Annotated in this window: 18 protein-coding genes and 1 pseudogene; 8 read left to right on the plus strand and 11 right to left on the minus strand. The window is 59.2% G+C overall.

Annotated features, from left to right (window positions below):
* Positions 1–104 precede the first annotated feature (104 nt).
* The gene (locus AB3G45_RS28535; protein ID WP_367833901.1) at positions 105–2,000 is read left to right on the plus strand and encodes a caspase family protein; all 1,896 of its coding nucleotides are present in this window, start codon (positions 105–107) and stop codon (positions 1,998–2,000) included.
* Positions 2,001–2,054: 54 nt separating this feature from the next.
* Here the strand turns inward: AB3G45_RS28535 and AB3G45_RS28540 are convergent, their stop codons facing one another.
* The 6 genes from AB3G45_RS28540 to AB3G45_RS28565 all read right to left on the minus strand — a co-directional run bounded on the left by AB3G45_RS28540 (position 2,055) and on the right by AB3G45_RS28565 (position 5,813).
* Positions 2,055–2,453, minus strand: coding sequence for a hypothetical protein (locus AB3G45_RS28540; RefSeq protein WP_367833902.1), 399 nt, complete (start codon positions 2,451–2,453; stop codon positions 2,055–2,057).
* Positions 2,454–2,494: 41 nt separating this feature from the next.
* Positions 2,495–2,956, minus strand: coding sequence for a hypothetical protein (locus AB3G45_RS28545; RefSeq protein ID WP_367833903.1), 462 nt, complete (start codon positions 2,954–2,956; stop codon positions 2,495–2,497).
* A gap of 99 nt (positions 2,957–3,055) precedes the next feature.
* A complete protein-coding gene (locus tag AB3G45_RS28550; RefSeq protein WP_367833904.1) occupies positions 3,056–3,346 on the minus strand; it encodes a helix-turn-helix transcriptional regulator in 291 nt (96 codons plus the stop codon).
* 17 nt (positions 3,347–3,363) lie between these two features.
* Positions 3,364–4,686, minus strand: coding sequence for a type II toxin-antitoxin system HipA family toxin (locus AB3G45_RS28555; protein ID WP_367833905.1), 1,323 nt, complete (start codon positions 4,684–4,686; stop codon positions 3,364–3,366).
* 532 nt (positions 4,687–5,218) lie between these two features.
* Positions 5,219–5,629 (minus strand): DUF2442 domain-containing protein, encoded by a 411-nt coding sequence (locus AB3G45_RS28560; protein ID WP_367833906.1) that lies wholly within the window; start codon positions 5,627–5,629, stop codon positions 5,219–5,221.
* Complete coding sequence (locus tag AB3G45_RS28565; RefSeq protein ID WP_367833921.1) at positions 5,622–5,813, minus strand: DUF4160 domain-containing protein; 192 nt, start codon at positions 5,811–5,813, stop codon at positions 5,622–5,624. Before AB3G45_RS28565 ends, AB3G45_RS28560 begins: the two co-directional genes overlap by 8 nt.
* Before the next feature lie 657 nt (positions 5,814–6,470).
* On the opposite strand from AB3G45_RS28565, the gene AB3G45_RS28570 reads away from it, so the two are divergent.
* Complete coding sequence (locus tag AB3G45_RS28570) at positions 6,471–7,937, plus strand: hypothetical protein (RefSeq protein WP_367833907.1); 1,467 nt, start codon at positions 6,471–6,473, stop codon at positions 7,935–7,937.
* A gap of 125 nt (positions 7,938–8,062) precedes the next feature.
* On the opposite strand, the gene AB3G45_RS28575 is transcribed toward AB3G45_RS28570, so the two are convergent.
* Positions 8,063–9,178: a helix-turn-helix transcriptional regulator gene (locus tag AB3G45_RS28575; RefSeq protein ID WP_367833908.1), complete on the minus strand. Its 1,116-nt coding sequence runs from the start codon at positions 9,176–9,178 to the stop codon at positions 8,063–8,065.
* 331 nt (positions 9,179–9,509) lie between these two features.
* Between AB3G45_RS28575 and AB3G45_RS28580 the strand changes: the two genes are divergently transcribed.
* The 3 genes and pseudogenes from AB3G45_RS28580 to AB3G45_RS28590 all read left to right on the plus strand — a co-directional run bounded on the left by AB3G45_RS28580 (position 9,510) and on the right by AB3G45_RS28590 (position 11,434).
* A protein-coding gene (locus tag AB3G45_RS28580; protein ID WP_367828746.1) for an IS630 family transposase occupies positions 9,510–10,570 on the plus strand; the annotation gives its coding sequence in 2 pieces (ribosomal slippage) (positions 9,510–10,002 and positions 10,002–10,570; 1,062 coding nt in all).
* Between the two features lie 17 nt (positions 10,571–10,587).
* Positions 10,588–10,742 (plus strand): annotated as a pseudogene (locus AB3G45_RS28585) (SDR family oxidoreductase); the annotation flags it as partial.
* 509 nt (positions 10,743–11,251) lie between these two features.
* The gene (locus AB3G45_RS28590; RefSeq protein WP_367833922.1) at positions 11,252–11,434 is read left to right on the plus strand and encodes a hypothetical protein; all 183 of its coding nucleotides are present in this window, start codon (positions 11,252–11,254) and stop codon (positions 11,432–11,434) included.
* Between the two features lie 354 nt (positions 11,435–11,788).
* On the opposite strand, the gene AB3G45_RS28595 is transcribed toward AB3G45_RS28590, so the two are convergent.
* A complete protein-coding gene (locus AB3G45_RS28595) occupies positions 11,789–12,337 on the minus strand; it encodes a hypothetical protein (RefSeq protein ID WP_367833909.1) in 549 nt (182 codons plus the stop codon).
* Positions 12,334–12,585, minus strand: a complete 252-nt coding sequence (locus tag AB3G45_RS28600) for a hypothetical protein (protein ID WP_367833910.1) — start codon at positions 12,583–12,585, stop codon at positions 12,334–12,336. The genes AB3G45_RS28595 and AB3G45_RS28600 overlap by 4 nt, the downstream gene beginning before the upstream one ends.
* Between AB3G45_RS28600 and AB3G45_RS28605 the strand changes: the two genes are divergently transcribed.
* The 3 genes from AB3G45_RS28605 (at position 12,584) to AB3G45_RS28615 (ending at position 16,165) form a co-directional block, all read left to right on the plus strand.
* Entirely contained in the window at positions 12,584–14,365 is a 1,782-nt protein-coding gene (locus AB3G45_RS28605) for a type I secretion system permease/ATPase (protein WP_367833911.1), read from the plus strand. The genes AB3G45_RS28600 and AB3G45_RS28605 overlap by 2 nt on opposite strands.
* Positions 14,352–15,665, plus strand: a complete 1,314-nt coding sequence (locus tag AB3G45_RS28610; protein WP_367833912.1) for an HlyD family type I secretion periplasmic adaptor subunit — start codon at positions 14,352–14,354, stop codon at positions 15,663–15,665. The genes AB3G45_RS28605 and AB3G45_RS28610 overlap by 14 nt, the downstream gene beginning before the upstream one ends.
* A 167-nt stretch (positions 15,666–15,832) precedes the next feature.
* Complete coding sequence (locus AB3G45_RS28615) at positions 15,833–16,165, plus strand: type II toxin-antitoxin system HicB family antitoxin (RefSeq protein WP_367833913.1); 333 nt, start codon at positions 15,833–15,835, stop codon at positions 16,163–16,165.
* A gap of 126 nt (positions 16,166–16,291) precedes the next feature.
* Here the strand turns inward: AB3G45_RS28615 and AB3G45_RS28620 are convergent, their stop codons facing one another.
* Positions 16,292–16,909, minus strand: coding sequence for a biliverdin-producing heme oxygenase (locus AB3G45_RS28620; RefSeq protein ID WP_367833914.1), 618 nt, complete (start codon positions 16,907–16,909; stop codon positions 16,292–16,294).
* Positions 16,910–17,026: 117 nt separating this feature from the next.
* Entirely contained in the window at positions 17,027–18,634 is a 1,608-nt protein-coding gene (locus tag AB3G45_RS28625) for a calcium-binding protein (RefSeq protein ID WP_367833915.1), read from the minus strand.
* Positions 18,635–18,661 lie beyond the last annotated feature (27 nt).

Genomic DNA, 18,661 nt, shown 5'->3' on the forward strand with positions numbered 1-18,661 from the left:
AAGCGCCGCCAAGGTGAAGCCTCGAAATAAAAGTCCTGCCAAGCCCGTCTTCCCTTCGGGACAACCGTAAGGGGCAGCCTATTTTTATCGGGCTGGGGATGAAAATGCGTCTCAGGGCAGTTTTGAATGCCGCATTGCTTTCCACATTATACTCCGTCGCATCGGCTTACGCGGAGATCGCGACGGACCTGACCGCCTGCACTGACGAGCGTGTCAAGACGGCAATGCTGCCGATAGAGGAAATGGTGAGCGCCGAGGCCTCCTGTACGCGGGTACTTGAGGGGACGGCGAGCGAGCCAGACAGGCAAAAAGCCGCATTCTTCCGCGGGCTCATGCGCTTTCTGCAGGTAATGCAGGCCGGCATGGCGCCGGATACCAATGCCGACGGCTCGATGGCGCAATATACCCTTCCGACTCGGGAGGACGTGGCCGCGGCACTTGCCGACGTCGGGACGGCCATCACGCTGGAAGGCCCCTTGAAGGGAGAAGCCCTCGCCTTGCGCGTCACGATACATCAGGCCATCGGACAATCGGACGATGTCGCCGGCGATATCGAGGCGGCGATCGCCACATCTGCGGATGCCACACCCTTTGTCCAGCGGGCCTTGGAGGCAGAACGCCGGGGCGAGATGCGTGTTGCTCTCTCCGACCTCGATCGTGCCCTTGAGAGCGACCCGAAGTTCGGGCCGGCGCTGATGGCCCGTGGCCTTCTGCTGCGGCGATTGGGGCACCTGGCGAAAGCACGTGAGGATCTGTCGGCGGCCATCGCGCTGGGACCGCCTTTCCGGCGGCTTGCCCTCATTCAGAAATCGGAGATTGAGATCCGGACGGGCGATCTGCAGGCCTCTTTCGACGACATGCTTTCGGCCGCTCGTGAAACCGGCGACATGTCGGGCGCCGACGCTCACGCGATGAACATGGATCTGCTGATCCGTGCCGGCGACCTCGCACTCGACAGCCTGAAAAACCCCGATATCGCCGAAAACCTCTTCAACGAAGCGGCAAGGCTGGCGCCGCACGACTGGCGTTGGCAGCTCGGGCTGGCACGGTCAGCCGAGGCCCGCGGACAAAAGGAAAAAGCCATCGGGATTTACGAACGCATTCTCGACGGCACGCACTCGACCCCGAACCTCCTGGAGCGGAACGATGCCGCCTGGCGCCTGAAGCGGCTGACGCAGCCGATCCTGCAACGGCGCGCCGGAGAGTTCGTTCCCGGCTTCGAGTTCGGTATCGTGCCCGACAACCCGTCGCCCGATGGCGTGAAGCGGCTGGCATTCGTCATCGGTTCCGGAAACTATAGCGAGCTCCCCGACCTGCCCAATGCCCGGCGCGACGCCGCGATCATCGCAAACCGGCTGGCGGATATGGGGTTCGACGTGGTGGAGATCGCCGAGGACATCGATCGCAAGAACCTGGTTTCCCTGCCGGCCTATATTGCCGAACGCGCGGGTGAGGCCGACATCGTGGTGGTGTTCTATGCCGGGCATGGCGTCGAAACCGGTGGCGTCAACTATCTCGTCCCGGTCGATGCTGCCGTGGAGAACGAGGCTGCGCTGCAAACGACCGCGCTGGCGCTGCAAGACCTGGCAGCGGCGGCAAGCAAGGCACGCCAGGGCGCACTTATCATCATAGATGCATGCAGGGACGATCCGTTCGTCGAGGCAAAGGCTGTCGCGTCGTCACGCGGTCTCGCCCGTCCGTCGGATGCTTCCGTTCCCGAAAGGATGCATATGGGCCTTGCCGTCTCCCCCACGCCGCCCCTGAACAATCTCATCCTCCACTCCACCCAGCCCGGAAAGACCGCCGCCGACGGCAGCGGGCTGGACAGCCCCTTCGTGATCGCTCTTCTGCAAACCCTTTCGACACCGGGCCTGACGATGAGCGAGGTGGTAGAAGAGACGGCGGCGCGTGTGTCGGAGCTCACCGAGGGCAGGCAGGTACCCACGGCCTACGGCGATGCTTCCGCCATCCGCATCCTGCCTGGGGAAGTGCAGGAATGAAGGCGGTGCCCTTGCTTGCATGACGCAAGCGTGCGGAGATGTGCTCGGCGACGGTTACTCGTCGCTTGGCGCGTGAACCGCCGAGAGGGTCGCATCGAACATCATGGAGGAGCCGATGTGCCATCGGGTGAAGGGAAGGCCCATCCTGCCCTGCACCGTCACCTCGCTCCCGACCGCCTCACTCCAGTGCGGAGTTTCGCCGTCTTTCGGCGCCAGATGGACATCGCGCAGGACGATATCGGCCGGCGCGCCGTCCACGTCTTCGAGGGAAACGCATGATCCCTCTTCGACGAAGACGACAAAGGCGCGGATAGGCGTCCCATCGGGGTGCCTGCTCTCGACGATGCGCAACTGGCCGGTGATCGTCGGCGGCGGGGGCAGGCAGTCATGCGCATAGGCCGGCGAGAATCCCGCAAGCGCCACGCAGGCGATATATCCCATCCTCGTAGCCATGCCGCCTCCCAATGTTGTAGGGTCGAACCATCCGCCCGGAATTACCCCGCCTTGCGATAGGGGAAGGGCCATGTCGGCGCGGCGCCCTCCGGCGGCAGTTCCCCCATTACCGCCGGAACGCATGCCCCGATCGACGTCAACGCCCCGTCCACGCTCCGCTGGAACGGATGGACGGAGACGCCGAGGTCTATGCGATAGAATTCGTCCTGCTCCGCGTGATGGGCCATGAAAATGCTCTTGTCCGCTTCCTGCAGGTCCAGCTTGCCCGTGTAGGTAATGAACCGCTCGCCCCCTTCTGCATGTTCCTGCAATTCCCCGGTCTTGGTGTCGATCCAGAAAAGCACAGGATTGCCCAACTCCTTGTCGGCGGCGGAGACTGTCAGGGAACCCGGCAGGCCTATTGTCTCCGCAACAGCAACAGGCGCGCAAACCAGCGTCTCGGCGTGAACAGGCATGGCAGGAACAACGCCGACGGCAAGGATCAGGCGAAGAACAGGCGACATGGCGAACCTCCATTGCCAATCAAGATCTGGAAATATAATCACCTCAAGTTGTGGAGGCGGGCCATGAAGAAACATCGTGCACCGTTTTGGGAGGCGCTTCTATAGGGTTCTATTGCCGATTCTGGGCACAAACCCCACACCAAAGCCGAACAATCGACCAATCCTTTCCAACGTCTCCATCGTCGGATTTGCGGTACCAGCTTCAATCTCGGCGACCTGGCGCCTGGTAAGGCCCAACGAACTGGCAAACTCCTCCTGGGTCATGCCGAAACCTTTTCGGATATCTGCAACGGCTCCAGGCAACCTTAGATCACCGGTTCGAGCACGCTCCGCCAATGTTCGCCGGTTTACGAGGATCTCTTCTTTCGTGGGTTTCTTCCATCGAGCCATTTAGCTGCCCTTCGCCATCAGTGGCACGCCGCCAAAACGCTATCTGCGATCTCGATGCAGCGTCGCATCGCACGGTCTAAAATGTCCGGAGGCGCCCCCAAATCCTTCGCTATGGCAGGAGCCCCGCGCAGATGTTTGGCGAACTCGGAAAGCGTAGCCGCGAGCGCTTTCTGCTCTGCAGAATCGAGCATCAGTTCAGCGCAAATGTGCTTCCAGTCGGGAAGATGATCACGACCACCGTCACGCATCATCGCCCATCGCGTAGAGCGAACGATTCCCTCCTTGGCGAGCCGCATTGGTGCAAAATCAAAGAGCGGAGACAGGCGGATCGTGCCGTCTTGGTGCTTGCTGAGTGCGGAGTTCCGGCCGTGATTGTCGGGATTGCCGAGCGCCAGGTTGGCGATGTCTCGCTTCAGGTATTCCACAATATCCGCGAAGGGATCGGCCGAATATTGGCGCAGAACGTCGATATAGGCCTCATGCGTGCCGACATGGCCGAAATCGGCAACGCCGATGGCTGACACCAGGCTTTCTTGGCCCAGCCGCACGGTTCCGCCGCCTTCTTTCTTCTTCCGATCGAAACGGGGAATGATGAGGACACCTTCGGCATAGGTCGATGGTTCGCTGACATTTAGACCGATTCTTTGAGCTATCCGCGAATAGAGGGCTTCCCCTTCGAGTATAAGGCGGTCCACAGGCTCGTTGCTACGTACCAGCTTGACGATGACGTGGCGCACAGCTTCATCATCGGTCACGAAGCTGTCGGGATAGTAGAGACCGTCATTCGCCTGGGTCATCGAGACCTTCGGCCATTCGCCTTGAAGACCGCTTGAACCGGAGGCGAGCATTTCGAAGCGATCGGCGACGTCCATAAAACGATCCGAGCGCTCAAGGATGTCTGCTTCTGTAACCCCTTGGCGTTTCACACCACGCAGGCGTTCCATTTCGGCCTCGGCCGCTTCCTTGGTCCGGATATTGCCTATACCGCCTGCTGCTGATCGCAAAAGCAGCGGGAGATCAGAAGCGCGGGAGCCTTCAGCAAGGCTGAGATGCTCGGCAAGCTTTCGCCTTGCATGTCCCTGGGGCATGAGATCCAAGAGGAACGGCGGCCAGCTGCGGCTATATCGGCTTTCGAGATCAACGGGATAACCAACGGACAAGGCGCGATGGTCAAGAACTGTCTCTCCGGCCGCAAACTCCGCCGATGCGACAGTGACGAAATAGTCGAGATCGTAGTCGATGATGGAGGCGCCTTGGAAGCCCGCCGCGTCGTCCTTGAGTTCTAGCGTCGCGGCGTGATGCCACTCTCCAGTAAAATGGATTTGGAGCGTTAGGTGCATTAATTGACCCCTTCAATGGTTCAGTTAATGCACTTTCTGAAATTATTCAACCCATTAAAGTGGGTTGAATAATTGGCACTAGAACTGCTAGATGCCGAACGGCTATGGACGCATCTGAGCCAGCTGACCATCTTGCCGCCGGAAAACGCTGATGAGTATCTGGCGGCGAATGGTCGAACCTAAGCAGAAGACGTTTCTTCCAGGAGAAACTTCGAGGAAACAACCGCCCTGACGCTGAGGGTCGAAGAATCGCTCCCTGTCATCATCGCACACCGGTTTAGGTCCTCAGCCAGTTCCTGAACATTGGGCCGACCTGACGAGAATAATTTCTGCCCCGTTGAGCGTTCTAAGTTCCGTATTCCTGTAATCACCATCACCTCCGGCTTCGGGGTGTTGCGGCGACCGGTTGAATCTGTCCTATCGATCTTGATCATCGAGTCCAGAGGGACCAGGGGTGGGCTTCCCGCCCACTCCCTCTTCAATCAGCGCCGGAGGCGCGATCAAATCCGTGCGGAGGATGCCCGAGGCACACCTAGCTGATCTTCCGGGGCCGTCCGCCCTTGGCGCCGTTAGCACGGCTTGCTTCGATTTTGGCCGCAGATCGCGATTGACCACCTCGGCGCTGCGCGTCCATGAACTTGGCAGTCCCGAATATGTCGTTCATCAACCCGACGATGGTGAAGTCCACGTCCAAGCTTTCCCAGTGCAGGCCGGTTTCGCCCAGGAGCTCAACCTCTGCCAACTGTGCAACCGTTGCCTTTTCAAGGCCCTGGATCGATCGGGCAGGCACCATGAACGCCGCGCCGTTAGTGAAATCCACGACGATGCGCCCGGATGCTTCATCAAAACGGGCCGAAGCAGGAATTGGCGCGCGGGCGCGCTCTGCGTCCCCCTTCATGGTAGCTTCGCGGTAGTGACGCTCCTCAAAGACAACTTCACCCATGGATGCTCTCCCATTTTTCGATGAACAGACGCTTGTTCGCGTGAACGATGGCAAGGGCTTTTCCCAAATCCCGTTTCGTCATTCCCCGGTTCGATAACACGGTGACATCGAGGGTATTGATGCGGCTTCCGTCTCCATAGACATGTGCGTGCGCCGGCTCGTGGTCATCCGTGTAAATGACAATCGCATTCCTGCTTCACGAAGAACGGTGACCATGCTTTAAATTAACCTAACAGCTTGGGTTTTTCAAGAGCCCTTGCCGACCCAGCAGTTCCCAGTTCAATCCGCGCCGGAGGCGTGATCGAACCCTCCCGCAGCGCGGGACCGATATCCCCATCCGATGCTCACATGTACCGCCACGCGTAGCGACAGACACGGCCGTAGCGGCGCGGAGGACGGCCGAAGGCCGTCTTCCAGATCGAAGCGGTCGCTCCGGCAATGGAAGGCTTCCCGTGTGCCTCGATCTCGGCGGCGCGCTTTTCCGACCATCATGATGGTAGATTGGACCGAATGGACATATGCGCGGCCTCGGCCGGCATGTTTTCAGTGTCTCCCACACATTCGCAAAGCTCTGACGGTCCATTGGATAGCCTCCGCTATTCGCGGCACAATTTTGCTGGATGCATAAGAACAAGACGAATCAACGACGACGTTGGGGACAACTTGCAGGAATGCCGTAACTCCCAAATGGGGGGCGCATTCTTCCATCGGTATGTTCCATGGTGCCTCAGGACGGGACCCTCCAGGGCGGCGCATTCTACTTCTAGACGCAGTGCACTTGTCCGTCCTTAACCGAACGATACTGCCTTCTGGCAGCATCCCTTTTTCGAGGAGAAGGCGCGTGGCAAATATTACATTTGGCAAGGCTCTCAAGGATTCAGCGTGGCTTGAGGACTTCTACGATCTGGACACGCTGAAGCTGGTTTCGAAGTCAACGACCAAAGCTGTTTATCGTGACGATGACGGAGACCAGATCACGCTGACAGGCAAGGGTCTTTCCTTCGAGGGCGATTTTGCAACCAAGGGGACGGTGACAGGAGTCGATTTCATTGCTGGTTCCGGCAACAAATACCTGACCTTCACCAAGGCCGAGTTTAAAGCATCCGAGATCTTCTCTGAGCTTAAGGCGAAGGATTTCTGGGAGCTGGTCTCGCGTCTAACGTCCGGGAACGACGTGATCAAAGGGACAGGTAATGAGGAAGATATCATCATCGGTACGAACGCAGGTGACGACAGGATTTCTGGCGGCAGTGGTGATGACTTCATCAAGGGAAGCCCTGGCAACAACACGATGAATGGCGGCAAGGGACGGGATACCCTGACATATGAGGAGTCCTACTGGGACAAGGGCCATGCCAAGACAGGTCTCGTGCTTGATGCCACGAAAGGTACCGTGAAAAACAGTTGGGGCGGCAACGACAAATTCCAGAACTTCGAGGAATATCGGGGCTCGTATTTAGGCGACAAATTTATCGGCAGCGGCAAGAATGAGACATTTGTCGGATTGAGCGGCAAAGACAATATTGACGGTGGTAAGGGATGGGATGAAGTCCGCTATTATCGGGATCAGCAATACGACGGGAAGAAAGGCATTGTCGCCAACCTCGAGAATGGAACGATCAAAGACGGCTTCGGCAGCATAGATACTGTGAAGAGTATCGAGTCCGTTATCGGTACTTACTTCAATGACAAGTTCAAGGGTGACGCGAAGGACAACGAGTTCCGCGGCCTTAGCGGCAAGGACAGCTTTGACGGCGGCAAAGGATCCGACACCCTTAATTTCGAATTCTGGGAAGACCTCGGCCAGAAGGGTATCGTCGTGGATCTTCGCAAGGCGAAGGTCAATATTCTCGATGATGGGTTTGGCAACAAGGAGACCGCCAAAAACATCGAGAACATTAACGGCTCTGCATTCGATGACAATATCACGCTTGGAAAAGCCGAGGGCTGGGCCTGGGGTTATACAGGAGATGACCGATTAGTCGCCGGATCCGGTAAGAATTGGCTCGGCGGCGATACCGGGGCAGATACATTCGTCTTCTTGTCCGCCTCCCATTCCACGGCGGCCAAGACCGATGTGATCGAGGACTTCTCCCGGAAGGACGGCGACCATATCGATGTATCGAAGGTCGCCGACTTCGACTTCATCGGCAAGGGGAAATTCTCCGGTAATGGCGCCGAGTTGAGCTATCAGGTGAAGGGCAATGAAAGCTTCATCTACGGCGATACGGACGGCGATAAGAAAGCTGACTTCGTCGTGAAGCTGGATGGCAAATACACCCTTCTCGAAAGTGATTTCATCCTGTGAGCATCCGCGCGCCCAGCATAGCGCGGCCTCCAAGCCGCCCGATTTTTTCGGGCGGCTTTCGCCATCCTGTAGAAGAGTTGGCCTATCGCTTCAGCCCGCTCCACCGCAATTCACTCCTACAGTCTTCAACACAGCAATCTGAGAAGTGAATTCAAATCCATCTGACTGGAAACGCCGGTTTTCTTAAAGATCGATTTCAGCTTCTGTCGGCCATTCTCATAGCTGATGCCATTAAATTTCACTGCCTCGGCTAGGAGTAGCCCTCCTGCGAGAGCACGGCATAGCTGGATTTCGGAGGGCGTTAACTTGTAAGCCTCGAAAAGCAGGTCGCCATCGACTTTACCCTTTTGCGGAGCCAGCCTATGGACCTGCAGCAGAAACTGCTTTTGGCCTTTTACCAAACTGACGATTGCCGCCCGCGGTAGCTGATTTATCGTTATCAGCCATTGGTCGTTTCCGGTCGTCATCACGAATTTTCCGGTAAGATCTCGTGGCCGGGTTCGAATGGCAGCCATCAAGCTGACATCAATGGATGGCTTGGCAAAACGAACACGCCCCAGACGACATCGGACCGGGTAACCAGTGCTAAAAGTATCGACAGCTTTCTGATTGGCCTCGAGCAGGAGCATTCCATCATCGACAACACATGCAATGACATTGCCTCTATCAATCAAAGCCGATTTCGCCGCTGCCTTCTCCAAGGGTTCTCGCATGTAGGAGGCGATTTGAAGAGAATTGGTGAGAGAGTGACGGATACCCTGCATGACAACATCCAGCAGGGGAGTATAGCTGTTCGCCAACTTCTCGGAAAAATGAACGGGCACATAGATGATCTGCTCGTCATCGACCCGCAGCCTGAGGCCGATGGCGGCATCGAAATCACCGACAGCCCTCATCCATTCGTTATAGAATGCGGTATCGGCATAATTTCTCGCCGGGGCATCTCTTTCAGAGACAATTATTGATCCGCTCTTGGCATGTTCCCAAAATTTCCGCCATGGGTTCACATAGGAATAGTGGGTAAGGAAAGACCTGAAGTGGCTTTCTTCTATACCGGAGGAAACGGCGAAATTAACCTCAGGTCTTACAAAATTCTGATTGAGGATGGCTGCATAAGCCCCAGGGAAGGCCGTCGTTAAATATGCGCATACATCTGACCAGTCACGCCGTCCTAGCGTGGCATCATTTATGGCTGCGGAAAGATCATCTGAGACTTCCTCTATCCTTCGCTGCTTTGCCATCGTCACCCCAGTATTTAAGTTTCCGTCCCGTCAAAATAGGCGCCATGCTTGAACCGGATTCACCAGACCTCCCCAAAGTTTCAAGCATTTCGTCTCTTCCTGTAAGTTAACACAAACATCCAAGTAAGCCCACCAACTGTGAATGCGATGACAATACCAGCCCCGCGTTCGTTCTTAGATATACTGGCTCCCTATTGAGGGAGGAGAAAACTCTCTACGGCAAGCGCGGCTTCAGCGAGGTGGACCTGATACGCCGCCTCCCTGACCTCGACTCTTTGGCCTTCCCAAAGTGCGGTGAATCTGAATCTCTGGTGCAAACCGGAGGTCTGCGATGCGATCAGGGATTTCATTACGGGTGGATTTTGATGGAGACGATCTGCGGCGGCTGGCGCGGCAGACGAAAGATGCCGCTCAAGCGCGCCGTCTGTTGGCACTCGCCTCAATCTACGATGGAGGCTCGCGTTCCGATGCCGCCCGCCTCGGCAGCGTCACGCTCCAAATTGTCCGGGACTGGGTCATGCGGTTCAACGAACACGGTCCCCAAGGCCTGATCAATGGCAAGGCTCCCGGTCCGCAGTCGCGGTTGAACGATCAGCAGCGTGCGGCCTTGGCGCAAGCAATCGAGCGTGGGCCGACACCCTATCTCGACGGCGTTGTTCGTTGGCGTCTGTGCGATCTGGCGCAATGGCTTTGGGAAGAGTTTCGCGTTTCGGTGAGCGAGCAAACGCTGAGCCGGGAGGTGCGGGCCATGGGCTATCGCAAGCTGGCTGTCCGGCCCAAACATCACGCGCAAGACCCTCAAGCCATTGAGGGTTTTAAAAAAGCTTCCCTGCCGCAGTGGCAGAGATTGCCGCTGGAGCGGCCCGAGGAAAACGCATAGAGATTTGGTTTCAGGATGAGGCCCGTATCGGGCAAAAGAACAAGATCACCCGCCGATGGGCCAGGCGAGGAACACGGCCTTCAGCACCGCACGATCAGCGCACAAGGTCGGCCTACATCTTCGGCGCAATCTGCCCGAAGCTCGGCAAGGCGGCCGCGCTGGTCATGCCATGGTGCGACACCTACGCCATGACCCAGCACCTGGCCGAAATCGCCCGACACGTCGATGCCGACGCGCACGCTATCCTCATCATGGATCAGGCAGGCTGGCACATGTCCAACAATCTCGTCGTGCCCGAAAACATCACCATTCTGCCACTCCCGCCGAAATCGCCGGAGCTGAACCCGGTCGAAAACCTCTGGCATTTCATGCGCGACAACTGGTTATCAAACCGCGTGTTCAAATCATACGACGACATCGTCGATCATTGCTGCGATGCCTGGCGGAAGCTCGAAAGCCAACCCTGGCGCATCATGTCGATCGGGCGCAGAGAATGGGCCTATGGGTTTTGATCAGTGAGGGGCCGTATGAGTCGGTCGAGCAGAATATCAAGGACCTCGTCTCGGTCGGCCGCTTCGGCACCCCTCCGAGGTCGCCAAGGCCGTGATCTTCCTCGCATCGGACGAGGCCGCCTATACGGTCGGCAGCGAGATCATGATCGACGGCGGCATGGGCACGCTGTGAGGAGCGATCCGGCGCTCCTCGGGGATGGAAGCAGAAGATAAGGAATCGGCGTTGCCGGCAGGATACAGACCATATGCCCGGTTCTTGGAAAGGCTCGGCGTCAGGTAGGAATTTATCCTACCATAGAGCCACCAGCGAAAGGAACATGACCATGCGAAACGCCGAGAAAGTCAGCGTCACGATGACCAGTGAACAGATGCAGGTTATCCGCGAGAGCGTTCAATCCGGTGAATTCACCACCACCAGCGAAGCCATGCGTGATGCCGTGCGGGTGTGGCAGCGTCAGCGCATCGAGGATGCCGAACGCCTAGAAGCGGTGCGTGCCCGTATCCGTCGCTCCATCGACGACCCACGGCCCAGCCTGTCTGCGGATGAAGCGGAGGCCGAGCTTACCCGCTCCATGGAGGGCGAAGCCAAGGGCTTGCCCGATGCATCCGCATTAAGCGCCCCTGAACAATCTCATCCTCCACTCCACCCAGCCCGGAAAGACCGCGGCCGACGGCAGCGGGCTGGACAGCCCCTTCGTGATCGCCCTTCTGCAAACCCTTTCGACACCAGGCCTGACGAGGAGCGAGGTGGTACAGGAGACGGCGACGCGCGTGTCGGAGCTGACTGACGGTAGACATATACCCATGGCCTACGGCGATGCTTCCGCCATCCGCATCCTGCCCTTAGGCGTCGTGCAGGAATGAAGGTTGACGATTGCCTCTGCATGACGCCTTCGCCTCCTGACGACTGACTGTGGCGGATGAGTTGGAATGTCCGCCGCCCAGCAAAATAGAAATGTCCTTTTGGTCGCCACACGGCATGCCAATCAGCCCCGCTCTGTCTGGAGGGACCTTCGGACGCGGTCGCACCGCCTGGCTTGCCGACGATCCGCTTGAGCGATACCGGTGAGGCCGCTCGGTCCGATCCGGTCAGCGGACGCACCTTCGTATCGTAACATCGACGGCCTGCGGAGAGCATGACCAAGTGCAGCCTGCCGCTCGGCAGATTCCTGCATCCGGACTTCTTCTTTCCCTCGCCTTCGAGGCGGCGCGTCCGGGCTAGTTGAGCTGGCGTTTCGCTGCCTGCGCCAGTCCGATGCTGGAAAGCTGCTCCAGGCCGAGCTTGCCGATGAGATGGGGATGAATCCGCAGCGTCTGGCTGTTGAGCGTCTGCTGGTACTTGTCAACGAGCGATACGGCGCTTCCGGCATCTGGAGCAAGCACGTCCAGTATCCAATGGATATTCCCGCTTATCCATTCAGATGGTTCCAGCAGGATTGGAAACTGGCCTCGTTCGATAAGCCGGCGCATCTTGCGATCGACCGGCGTGGATACGCAGGCCGTGAACACGATGCCGGCAATACCGCCGGGCAAGGCCTTGCGCCGCTCTCCGGATGAGGGCCAGGCGATGAACAGCCGGCCCCTTGCCAATGGCTCCATGACGAGCTTCATCAGGTCGCCGAGCAGAAGACTGCTGTATTGCGGGCTCGCCGCAAGTACGGAAGCGACCGCGCCGACGGCGGCGAAATAGTCGCGACGGATCAGGTCGATATCCTGCTCCTCCTTGCCGGCAAGATCACCGGGCCCTGGAAACGTTTTGGCGCTCATCGAATTGCGCGCACGGCAGGCTTCTTGAAACTCATGGTAGAGATTATCTTTTCTTGACTTTTATAGTCAAGAAAAGATAATGGAATCGGAAGCGCTCCCGGCAATCGGCCGCGGTCGGTAACAAGAGACGATCTGGAGCCGGCAATCGGCCGTTCTTGCACGCTTCCAGCGATCTGTTGGTCAAGCCGTCCGCACGATGTGTCAATAACCCCAGGTTTCCCAAGGAAACCGTCAAGAAGGCGTGCCATGTTTGCTTTCCTGAACGCAGGCGTCCTGTCCAGCCTTATCGTCAGCAGTTTTGTCATCAACCTGCTCGCGCTGACGTCTCCGCTCTTTATGCTTCAAATCTACGATCGCGTCCTGTCGAGTGGCAGTGTACCCACACTGATCGGCCTCGGCGTCCTTGCGCTCGGTCTCTACGGGTTTCAGGCCGTTCTGGATATTCTGCGTTCCCGCATTCTGTTGCGCATCGGTGAACGGTTCGACCGCCGCTATTCTGAACGGGTACACGAGGCGGTGGTGCGGCTTCCGCTGGTGAGCCGCATGCCTGGCGATGGGCTGCAACCCTTGCGCGATCTCGACAATGTGCGTGGCTTTCTCTCCGGAGCCGGGCCGACGGCCTTTTTCGATCTACCCTGGATACCACTTTATCTCGGGATCTGCTTCATTTTCCATTTCTGGCTGGGAGTGACGGCGCTTGGCGGAGCCCTCGTGCTCGTATCGCTGACGCTGCTGGCGAATGGTCTCTCGCAGAAGGCGGTCAAGGACACCACTGGACACAACATGATGCGCAACGCGCTCCTGGAAGCTTCCCGTCGAAACGCCGAGGTTATCCATGCAATGGGCCTTTCACGCCGTGTCGGTACCCGTTGGCAAGTGGCCAATTCGGCTTATCTGTCGGCGAACCGCCGGGCGGGTGACGTGACCGGCGGTTTGGGCGGCATTTCGAAAGCACTGCGTGTCATCCTGCAATCGGCGATCCTCGGGGTCGGCGCATGGCTCGTCATCCACCAGGAGGCGACACCCGGCATGATGATCGCTGCCTCGATCATGATGGGCCGGGCGCTGGCGCCCGTCGATCTCGCCATCGCCAACTGGAAGCCTTTCCTGATGGCCCGGCAGGGTTGGACGAGGCTGCAGGAATTGATGAGGAGGATTCCCGAAACGGGCCAGGTCATGGCCCTGCCGAAGCCGGAGAAGGATCTGCGCGTCGACGGGCTTGTCGTCGTGCCTCCGGGCGAGCGCAAGCCCAATGTCGGAGGGGTCGGCTTCACCATGGAAGGCGGAAGCGCGCTCGGCGTCATCGGCCCTTCTGGTTCGGGCAAGTCGAGCCTGGCCCGCGTGCTGGTCGGTGCATGGGCGCCGGCTGCCGGTACTGTACGCCTCGACGGGGCCAGCCTCGACCATTGGGACAATGAAGAGCTGGGCCATCATATCGGCTATCTTCCGCAAGGTATCGAGCTGTTCGATGGCACGATCGCGGAGAACATCGCCCGTTTCGAAGACGACCCGGATCCCGTTGCCATCGTGGCGGCCGCAAGGACGGCCGGCGCGCACGATCTGATCCTGTCCTTCGAAAAGGGATATGAGACCCAGATCGGCGAAGGCGGATCGGCCCTTTCGGCGGGCCAGCGCCAACGAATAGGCCTTGCCCGCGCCCTCTATCGCGAGCCGTTCCTCGTGGTGATGGACGAACCGAATGCCAATCTCGATGCGGAGGGCGAAGCAGCGGTGGTGAAGGCCATCGTGTCCGTCCGCGAGCGTGGCGGCATAGCGATTGTCATCGCGCACCGGCCAAGTGCGCTCAGCGTCGTCGACAAGGTGCTCATGATGGAGAACGGCCGGCAACGCGCGTTCGGTCCCAAGGATGAAATCCTGTCGAAGGTCTTGCAGGTGGCTCCAGCGCCGGGTTCGACGACCAGAGGCATGCAGGGCAAGGTCCCCGTAGCCGTGGCAAGGAATGGTGCAATGGCGAACGTCACTTCTGAAGAAGTCGCCGCTACGGAGAGTGCACATGAGCGAGGTTAAGAACGACGGCGGCACGTCCCGCTCCATTCGCCGGCACCTGCTCGGTAGTCTTCTGGTGAGCGTGGGGCTCGTTGTGGGCGTCGGCGGTTGGGCCTCGGCCACAAACCTGGCCGGCGCTGTCGTGGCGCCGGGGCATTTCACGGTCGATTCCTACGTCAAGAAGGTGCAACATCCGACAGGAGGCGTCGTCGGTGAAATCCGTGTGCACGAGGGCGACAAGGTGAAGGCCGGCGACGTGGTGCTGCGGCTCGACGCCACGGCGACGCGCGCAAATCTTGCGATCGTCGCACGCCGGCTCGATGAGTTCCGCGCCCGGTACGCGCGGCTTGAGGCGGAGCGTGACGACTTGCCGGCGATCGTCTTCCTGCCGGAGCTTGTCTCCCGCCGCGACACCCCCGAAATCGATGCAATCCTGCGCGGCGAAGAACGACTGTTTACGATCCGCCTTGAGGCGCTGGAAAGCAAGAAGGCTCAGCTTCGCGAACGCATCGTGCAATACCAGCATGAAATCGAGGGCCTGAAGGCGCAGGAGATCGCCTATGACGACGGCATCGCCGTCCTCGACAAGGAGATCGCTTCGCTGAACGGCCTGCGCGAACAGGGGGCTGTGTCCGATCAACGTCTCAACAGCCTCAAGACGCAGCGCGCCACGTTTGGCGGCGAGCGGGGTGAGAAGGTTGCCTATCAGGCCCAGGCCGCAGGGCGGATTACCGAGACGAAGCTGCAGATCCTTCAGGTCGATCAGGACCTCAAGGCCGAAGTCGGCCGCGAGCTGCGCGACACACAGGCGCAGATCGGCGAATATGTCGAGCGCATGGTCGCTGCCGAGGATGAATTGAAACGTATCGACATCGTTGCGCCACAGTCCGGCACGGTGCACCAGCTCCAGGCCCATACGGTCGGTGGTGTCATCACGCCCGCCGATCCGATCATGCTCATCGTTCCGGAAAGCGACGACCTGGCTTTGGAGGTTCGCATCCAGCCCAGGGACATCGACCAGATCCTGCCGGGCCAGGCCGCCGTCCTGCGTATGTCGGCCTTCAACCAGCGCACCACACCGGAACTCAAGGGCCATGTGAGCCGCGTCGCCGCCGACCTGACGACCGATGAGCGCAACGGTCTTTCCTACTATGTCGTGCGTATCGCCGTGCCGCCGGACGAACTCAAGAAGCTGGACGGCCTGACCCTGGTGCCGGGCATGCCGGCGGAGGCCTTCATCCAAACGAGCGAGCGCACAGCCCTTTCCTACCTGGTCAAGCCGCTTGCCGATCAACTCGACAGGGCTTTCCGGGAAGAGTGAGCCTGGAGAGAAACGGCTTGATTATGGTACTAAACGGGAAGGGTCCCGAATAGGCGTTTTTCTATTTGGTGAAGTGCGGGTTTCCATCGTCCGCATCCTTCACCGGATACAGACAAGGGTGCTGTCGCCAGTATTCGGAAATGGCTGGATGAACGCGGAGTGAAGCCATGAACAATGTTATCGAAATCGCGGGAGAAAAGGCCGTCGTAACGTTTGATCCAGAAATCCGGATGTTGCGTGGTGAGTTTGTCGAGCTGAATGGTGGCGCAGACTTTTATGCAGAAAGCGTCCATGATCTGCTCGAGGAAGGTCGTAAATCATTGGCTGTTTTTCTGGAGATGTGCACGGAAAAGGGGATTGAACCGCACCGGAGGTTTTCTGGAAAGTTCAATGTTCGCCTGGATCGCCATGATCATGCGGCGGCAGTTATTGCCGCGGCGGCGGCGGGCAAAAGCCTGAATGAATGGATCGTCGGCGTGATCAAGGAAGCGGCCGCATAGCGGCCGCACAAAAATGGAACGCCTGTTTGGGTGACAGGCTGATCACGGGCAAGAAACGCCGGGTTCGTGTGACGAAACGCGCCTTGTGATCTGCAGCGGGTGTCGCGCGGGCCTGTTGTGAGGCCCTCAGGGCGCCGCGCCGTACACCTTGTCGACCAGGCCTTGAACCCTGCGGAACGCTGCTTGCGCGCCGGCGATCACGCGGGCCTCTTCGGCTTCGGAAAGATCGACCGTGTCGAGGGCGGACGTGAAGGTGCGCCAGTGCAGCCCGCGCCCTTCCGGCGCCCCGGCCAGGTGCCGCGCTCCGGACGTCTCGGAAAGCCCGAGCTTGAAGGCCTCCTTCAGCAGGAAGGCAGCGCCGAGATTTGAGCCTTCGGCGACATAGAGCCAGCCGAGGGCGGTGGGAATATCGACGGCCTCGCCTTTCTCGAATACAGGCCCCCCGGCGGCTTGCGGCGGCTCCATGCCGAGATCGATCAGGTCCTGCCGGACATATCCGAAGCGTCGCCGGCCGTCCAGGTCGGGCAGCAATGCATCGAGCTCCGCATGCGCATAAAGCGCATCGATGTCGCGATGGAAATCATGCTGCACGATGAGGAAGAGGCCATAGCGCGCGCGGCTCGAAAACGGTTGGCCGGCCATGATCGCCTTGTCCAGGCCTTCATGTGCCGCGTGTGTCGCGGCCTTCAGGCGCTTAGCACGCGAAACGTCATGCGGCTGCTCGACGGTGACAACTTCATTCATTGAACGTCTTCACTCCTGATGTGCCTGGAAAGAGGATGGCCGGGTTGCGCCGCATGTCCAGCAGCCTTGCGGGCAACCCGGGGCGCGGAGCCTTGACGGGCTCCGCAGCCTGTCTGTTCAAAGGAGGAAATAGCCTTTCGAGAACGAGAGCGCATCGTCGAGATGGATCGTGAAGTCGGCCTTCCCGTCCCCGTTGACGTCACCATGGATATAGGTGTCGGACGCTTTCTTCTCATAGCGCAGCTCGCCGGCCGTCTTGGAGAACTTGTCCGTCCCGATGAAGCTGAACTTCTGATCGCCGTCGGCCTTGGTGCTGGCGTCGATCGAGCGCAGATCGATCCGGTCCCCGGCCTTGCCGTCGAAATCGTAGATCGTGTCGCGGCCGGAGGTCGCGACGGTGGTGTCCTTGACCGACTTGAAGATGAAGGTGTCCTTGCCGGAACCGCCATAGAGCTTGTCCGCCCCGGTCCCGCCATAGAGCTTGTCGTTGCCTGAATCGCCCTTCAGCACGTCGTTGCCGGTGCCACCATCAAGCGTGTCGTTGCCCGTTCCGCCGGAGAGCGCATCCTTGCCAGAGCCGCCCTTGAGGTTGTCGTTACCGGTTCCTCCGCCAAGCGTGTCGTTACCGGAGCCCCCATTGAGCTTATCGGTACCGGCCCCACCATAAAGCTTGTCATTGCCGCTACCGCCCTGAAGGTTGTCGTTGCCGGAACCGCCCGAAAGCGTGTCATTTCCAGTGCCACCGTTCAGCGTATCGTTGCCGGTTCCACCATAGAGCTTGTCCTTGCCTGCGCTGCCGTTGAGCGTATCGCCGCCACCCTTGCCCTTGATAACGTCATCCCCCGAAGTCCCTGTCAACTTGTCGGCCTTTCCAGTGCCGTTGACCGTCTTGCCGTCGTTGTCGGTATCGTCCGGCGGCGTGCTCGTATCCGTCAGGGAGACGGTCGTATCGGAGAATTTCAGGTTTTCGATATCGACGAGCGTGTCGGCGCCGTCCGTCGTGCCGCCCTTGCGGCTGTCGGTGATGGTCCACGTGCCGTCGCCGTTCTTCTTCCAGCTATAGCTGGACTTGCTGCCGGTGTAGACGGCCGTATCCGTGCCGGCGCCACCATAGATCTTGTCGTTTCCGCCATTGCCGGCGAGCGTATCGTTTCCGCCATTGCCGTAGATGGTGTCAGCGAACCGGGTTCCGGAATAGGTGTCGGCGCCGGAGGAACCGTTCACCTTGTGTGCTTCTGCCCACAGGAAGGCTTCCAATTCCGACGGATCGGATGTGCCGGTGGCGGCATGCGCACCGCCCATCAGGGCGTAGGCGACATCATGAAAGTCTCCGCGCTCGCGATAGGCGTTGTAGATGTCGAGGCCGGTGATCTCGATCGATGTGCTGACATTCGCGATCAGGCCGCTGCTGTTCTGGGTAAAGCTCTGCGTGCCGGCATCATAGCTGTTGCCCAGCGTCGACAGGCGGATCGACGTCATCGTTCCGCTGAGCGTGTGGTCGTTGAAGTAGTAGTTGAAATCCTTGCCGTCGATGACGATCGCCTTGGTGTTACGCTCCTTGCCGGCCTCGATCTCATCCAGCAGAACGATCTGCTTGCCCTCGAACTGGCCTGCGCCGCCGAGGATGTAGGGCCAGCCGGCCGGCGTGAGATCGGCGAAGAAACTCTTGAAATCGCTGTTGAAGTTCACCCCTGCCGTCGAACTCAGGTTGATTGTGAGGGTCATGGTTCACTCCTTCTCGTTCTGTCTGTC

Source organism: Shinella sp. S4-D37 (assembly GCF_040812195.1).
In the GTDB taxonomy this organism is placed as follows: domain Bacteria; phylum Pseudomonadota; class Alphaproteobacteria; order Rhizobiales; family Rhizobiaceae; genus Shinella.

What these genes read in the sequence shown, in the direction of transcription:
- AB3G45_RS28535 (WP_367833901.1), top strand. Translation starts at nt 105, where the DNA reads ATGCGTCTCAGGGCAGTTTTGAATGCCGCATTGCTTTCCACATTATAC.
- AB3G45_RS28540 (WP_367833902.1), bottom strand. Translation starts at nt 2,453, where the DNA reads ATGGCTACGAGGATGGGATATATCGCCTGCGTGGCGCTTGCGGGATTC.
- AB3G45_RS28545 (WP_367833903.1), bottom strand. Translation starts at nt 2,956, where the DNA reads ATGTCGCCTGTTCTTCGCCTGATCCTTGCCGTCGGCGTTGTTCCTGCC.
- AB3G45_RS28550 (WP_367833904.1), bottom strand. Translation starts at nt 3,346, where the DNA reads ATGGCTCGATGGAAGAAACCCACGAAAGAAGAGATCCTCGTAAACCGG.
- AB3G45_RS28555 (WP_367833905.1), bottom strand. Translation starts at nt 4,686, where the DNA reads ATGCACCTAACGCTCCAAATCCATTTTACTGGAGAGTGGCATCACGCC.
- AB3G45_RS28560 (WP_367833906.1), bottom strand. Translation starts at nt 5,629, where the DNA reads ATGGGTGAAGTTGTCTTTGAGGAGCGTCACTACCGCGAAGCTACCATG.
- AB3G45_RS28575 (WP_367833908.1), bottom strand. Translation starts at nt 9,178, where the DNA reads ATGGCAAAGCAGCGAAGGATAGAGGAAGTCTCAGATGATCTTTCCGCA.
- AB3G45_RS28595 (WP_367833909.1), bottom strand. Translation starts at nt 12,337, where the DNA reads ATGAGCGCCAAAACGTTTCCAGGGCCCGGTGATCTTGCCGGCAAGGAG.
- AB3G45_RS28605 (WP_367833911.1), top strand. Translation starts at nt 12,584, where the DNA reads ATGTTTGCTTTCCTGAACGCAGGCGTCCTGTCCAGCCTTATCGTCAGC.
- AB3G45_RS28600 (WP_367833910.1), bottom strand. Translation starts at nt 12,585, where the DNA reads ATGGCACGCCTTCTTGACGGTTTCCTTGGGAAACCTGGGGTTATTGAC.
- AB3G45_RS28610 (WP_367833912.1), top strand. Translation starts at nt 14,352, where the DNA reads ATGAGCGAGGTTAAGAACGACGGCGGCACGTCCCGCTCCATTCGCCGG.
- AB3G45_RS28615 (WP_367833913.1), top strand. Translation starts at nt 15,833, where the DNA reads ATGAACAATGTTATCGAAATCGCGGGAGAAAAGGCCGTCGTAACGTTT.
- AB3G45_RS28620 (WP_367833914.1), bottom strand. Translation starts at nt 16,909, where the DNA reads ATGAATGAAGTTGTCACCGTCGAGCAGCCGCATGACGTTTCGCGTGCT.
- AB3G45_RS28625 (WP_367833915.1), bottom strand. Translation starts at nt 18,634, where the DNA reads ATGACCCTCACAATCAACCTGAGTTCGACGGCAGGGGTGAACTTCAAC.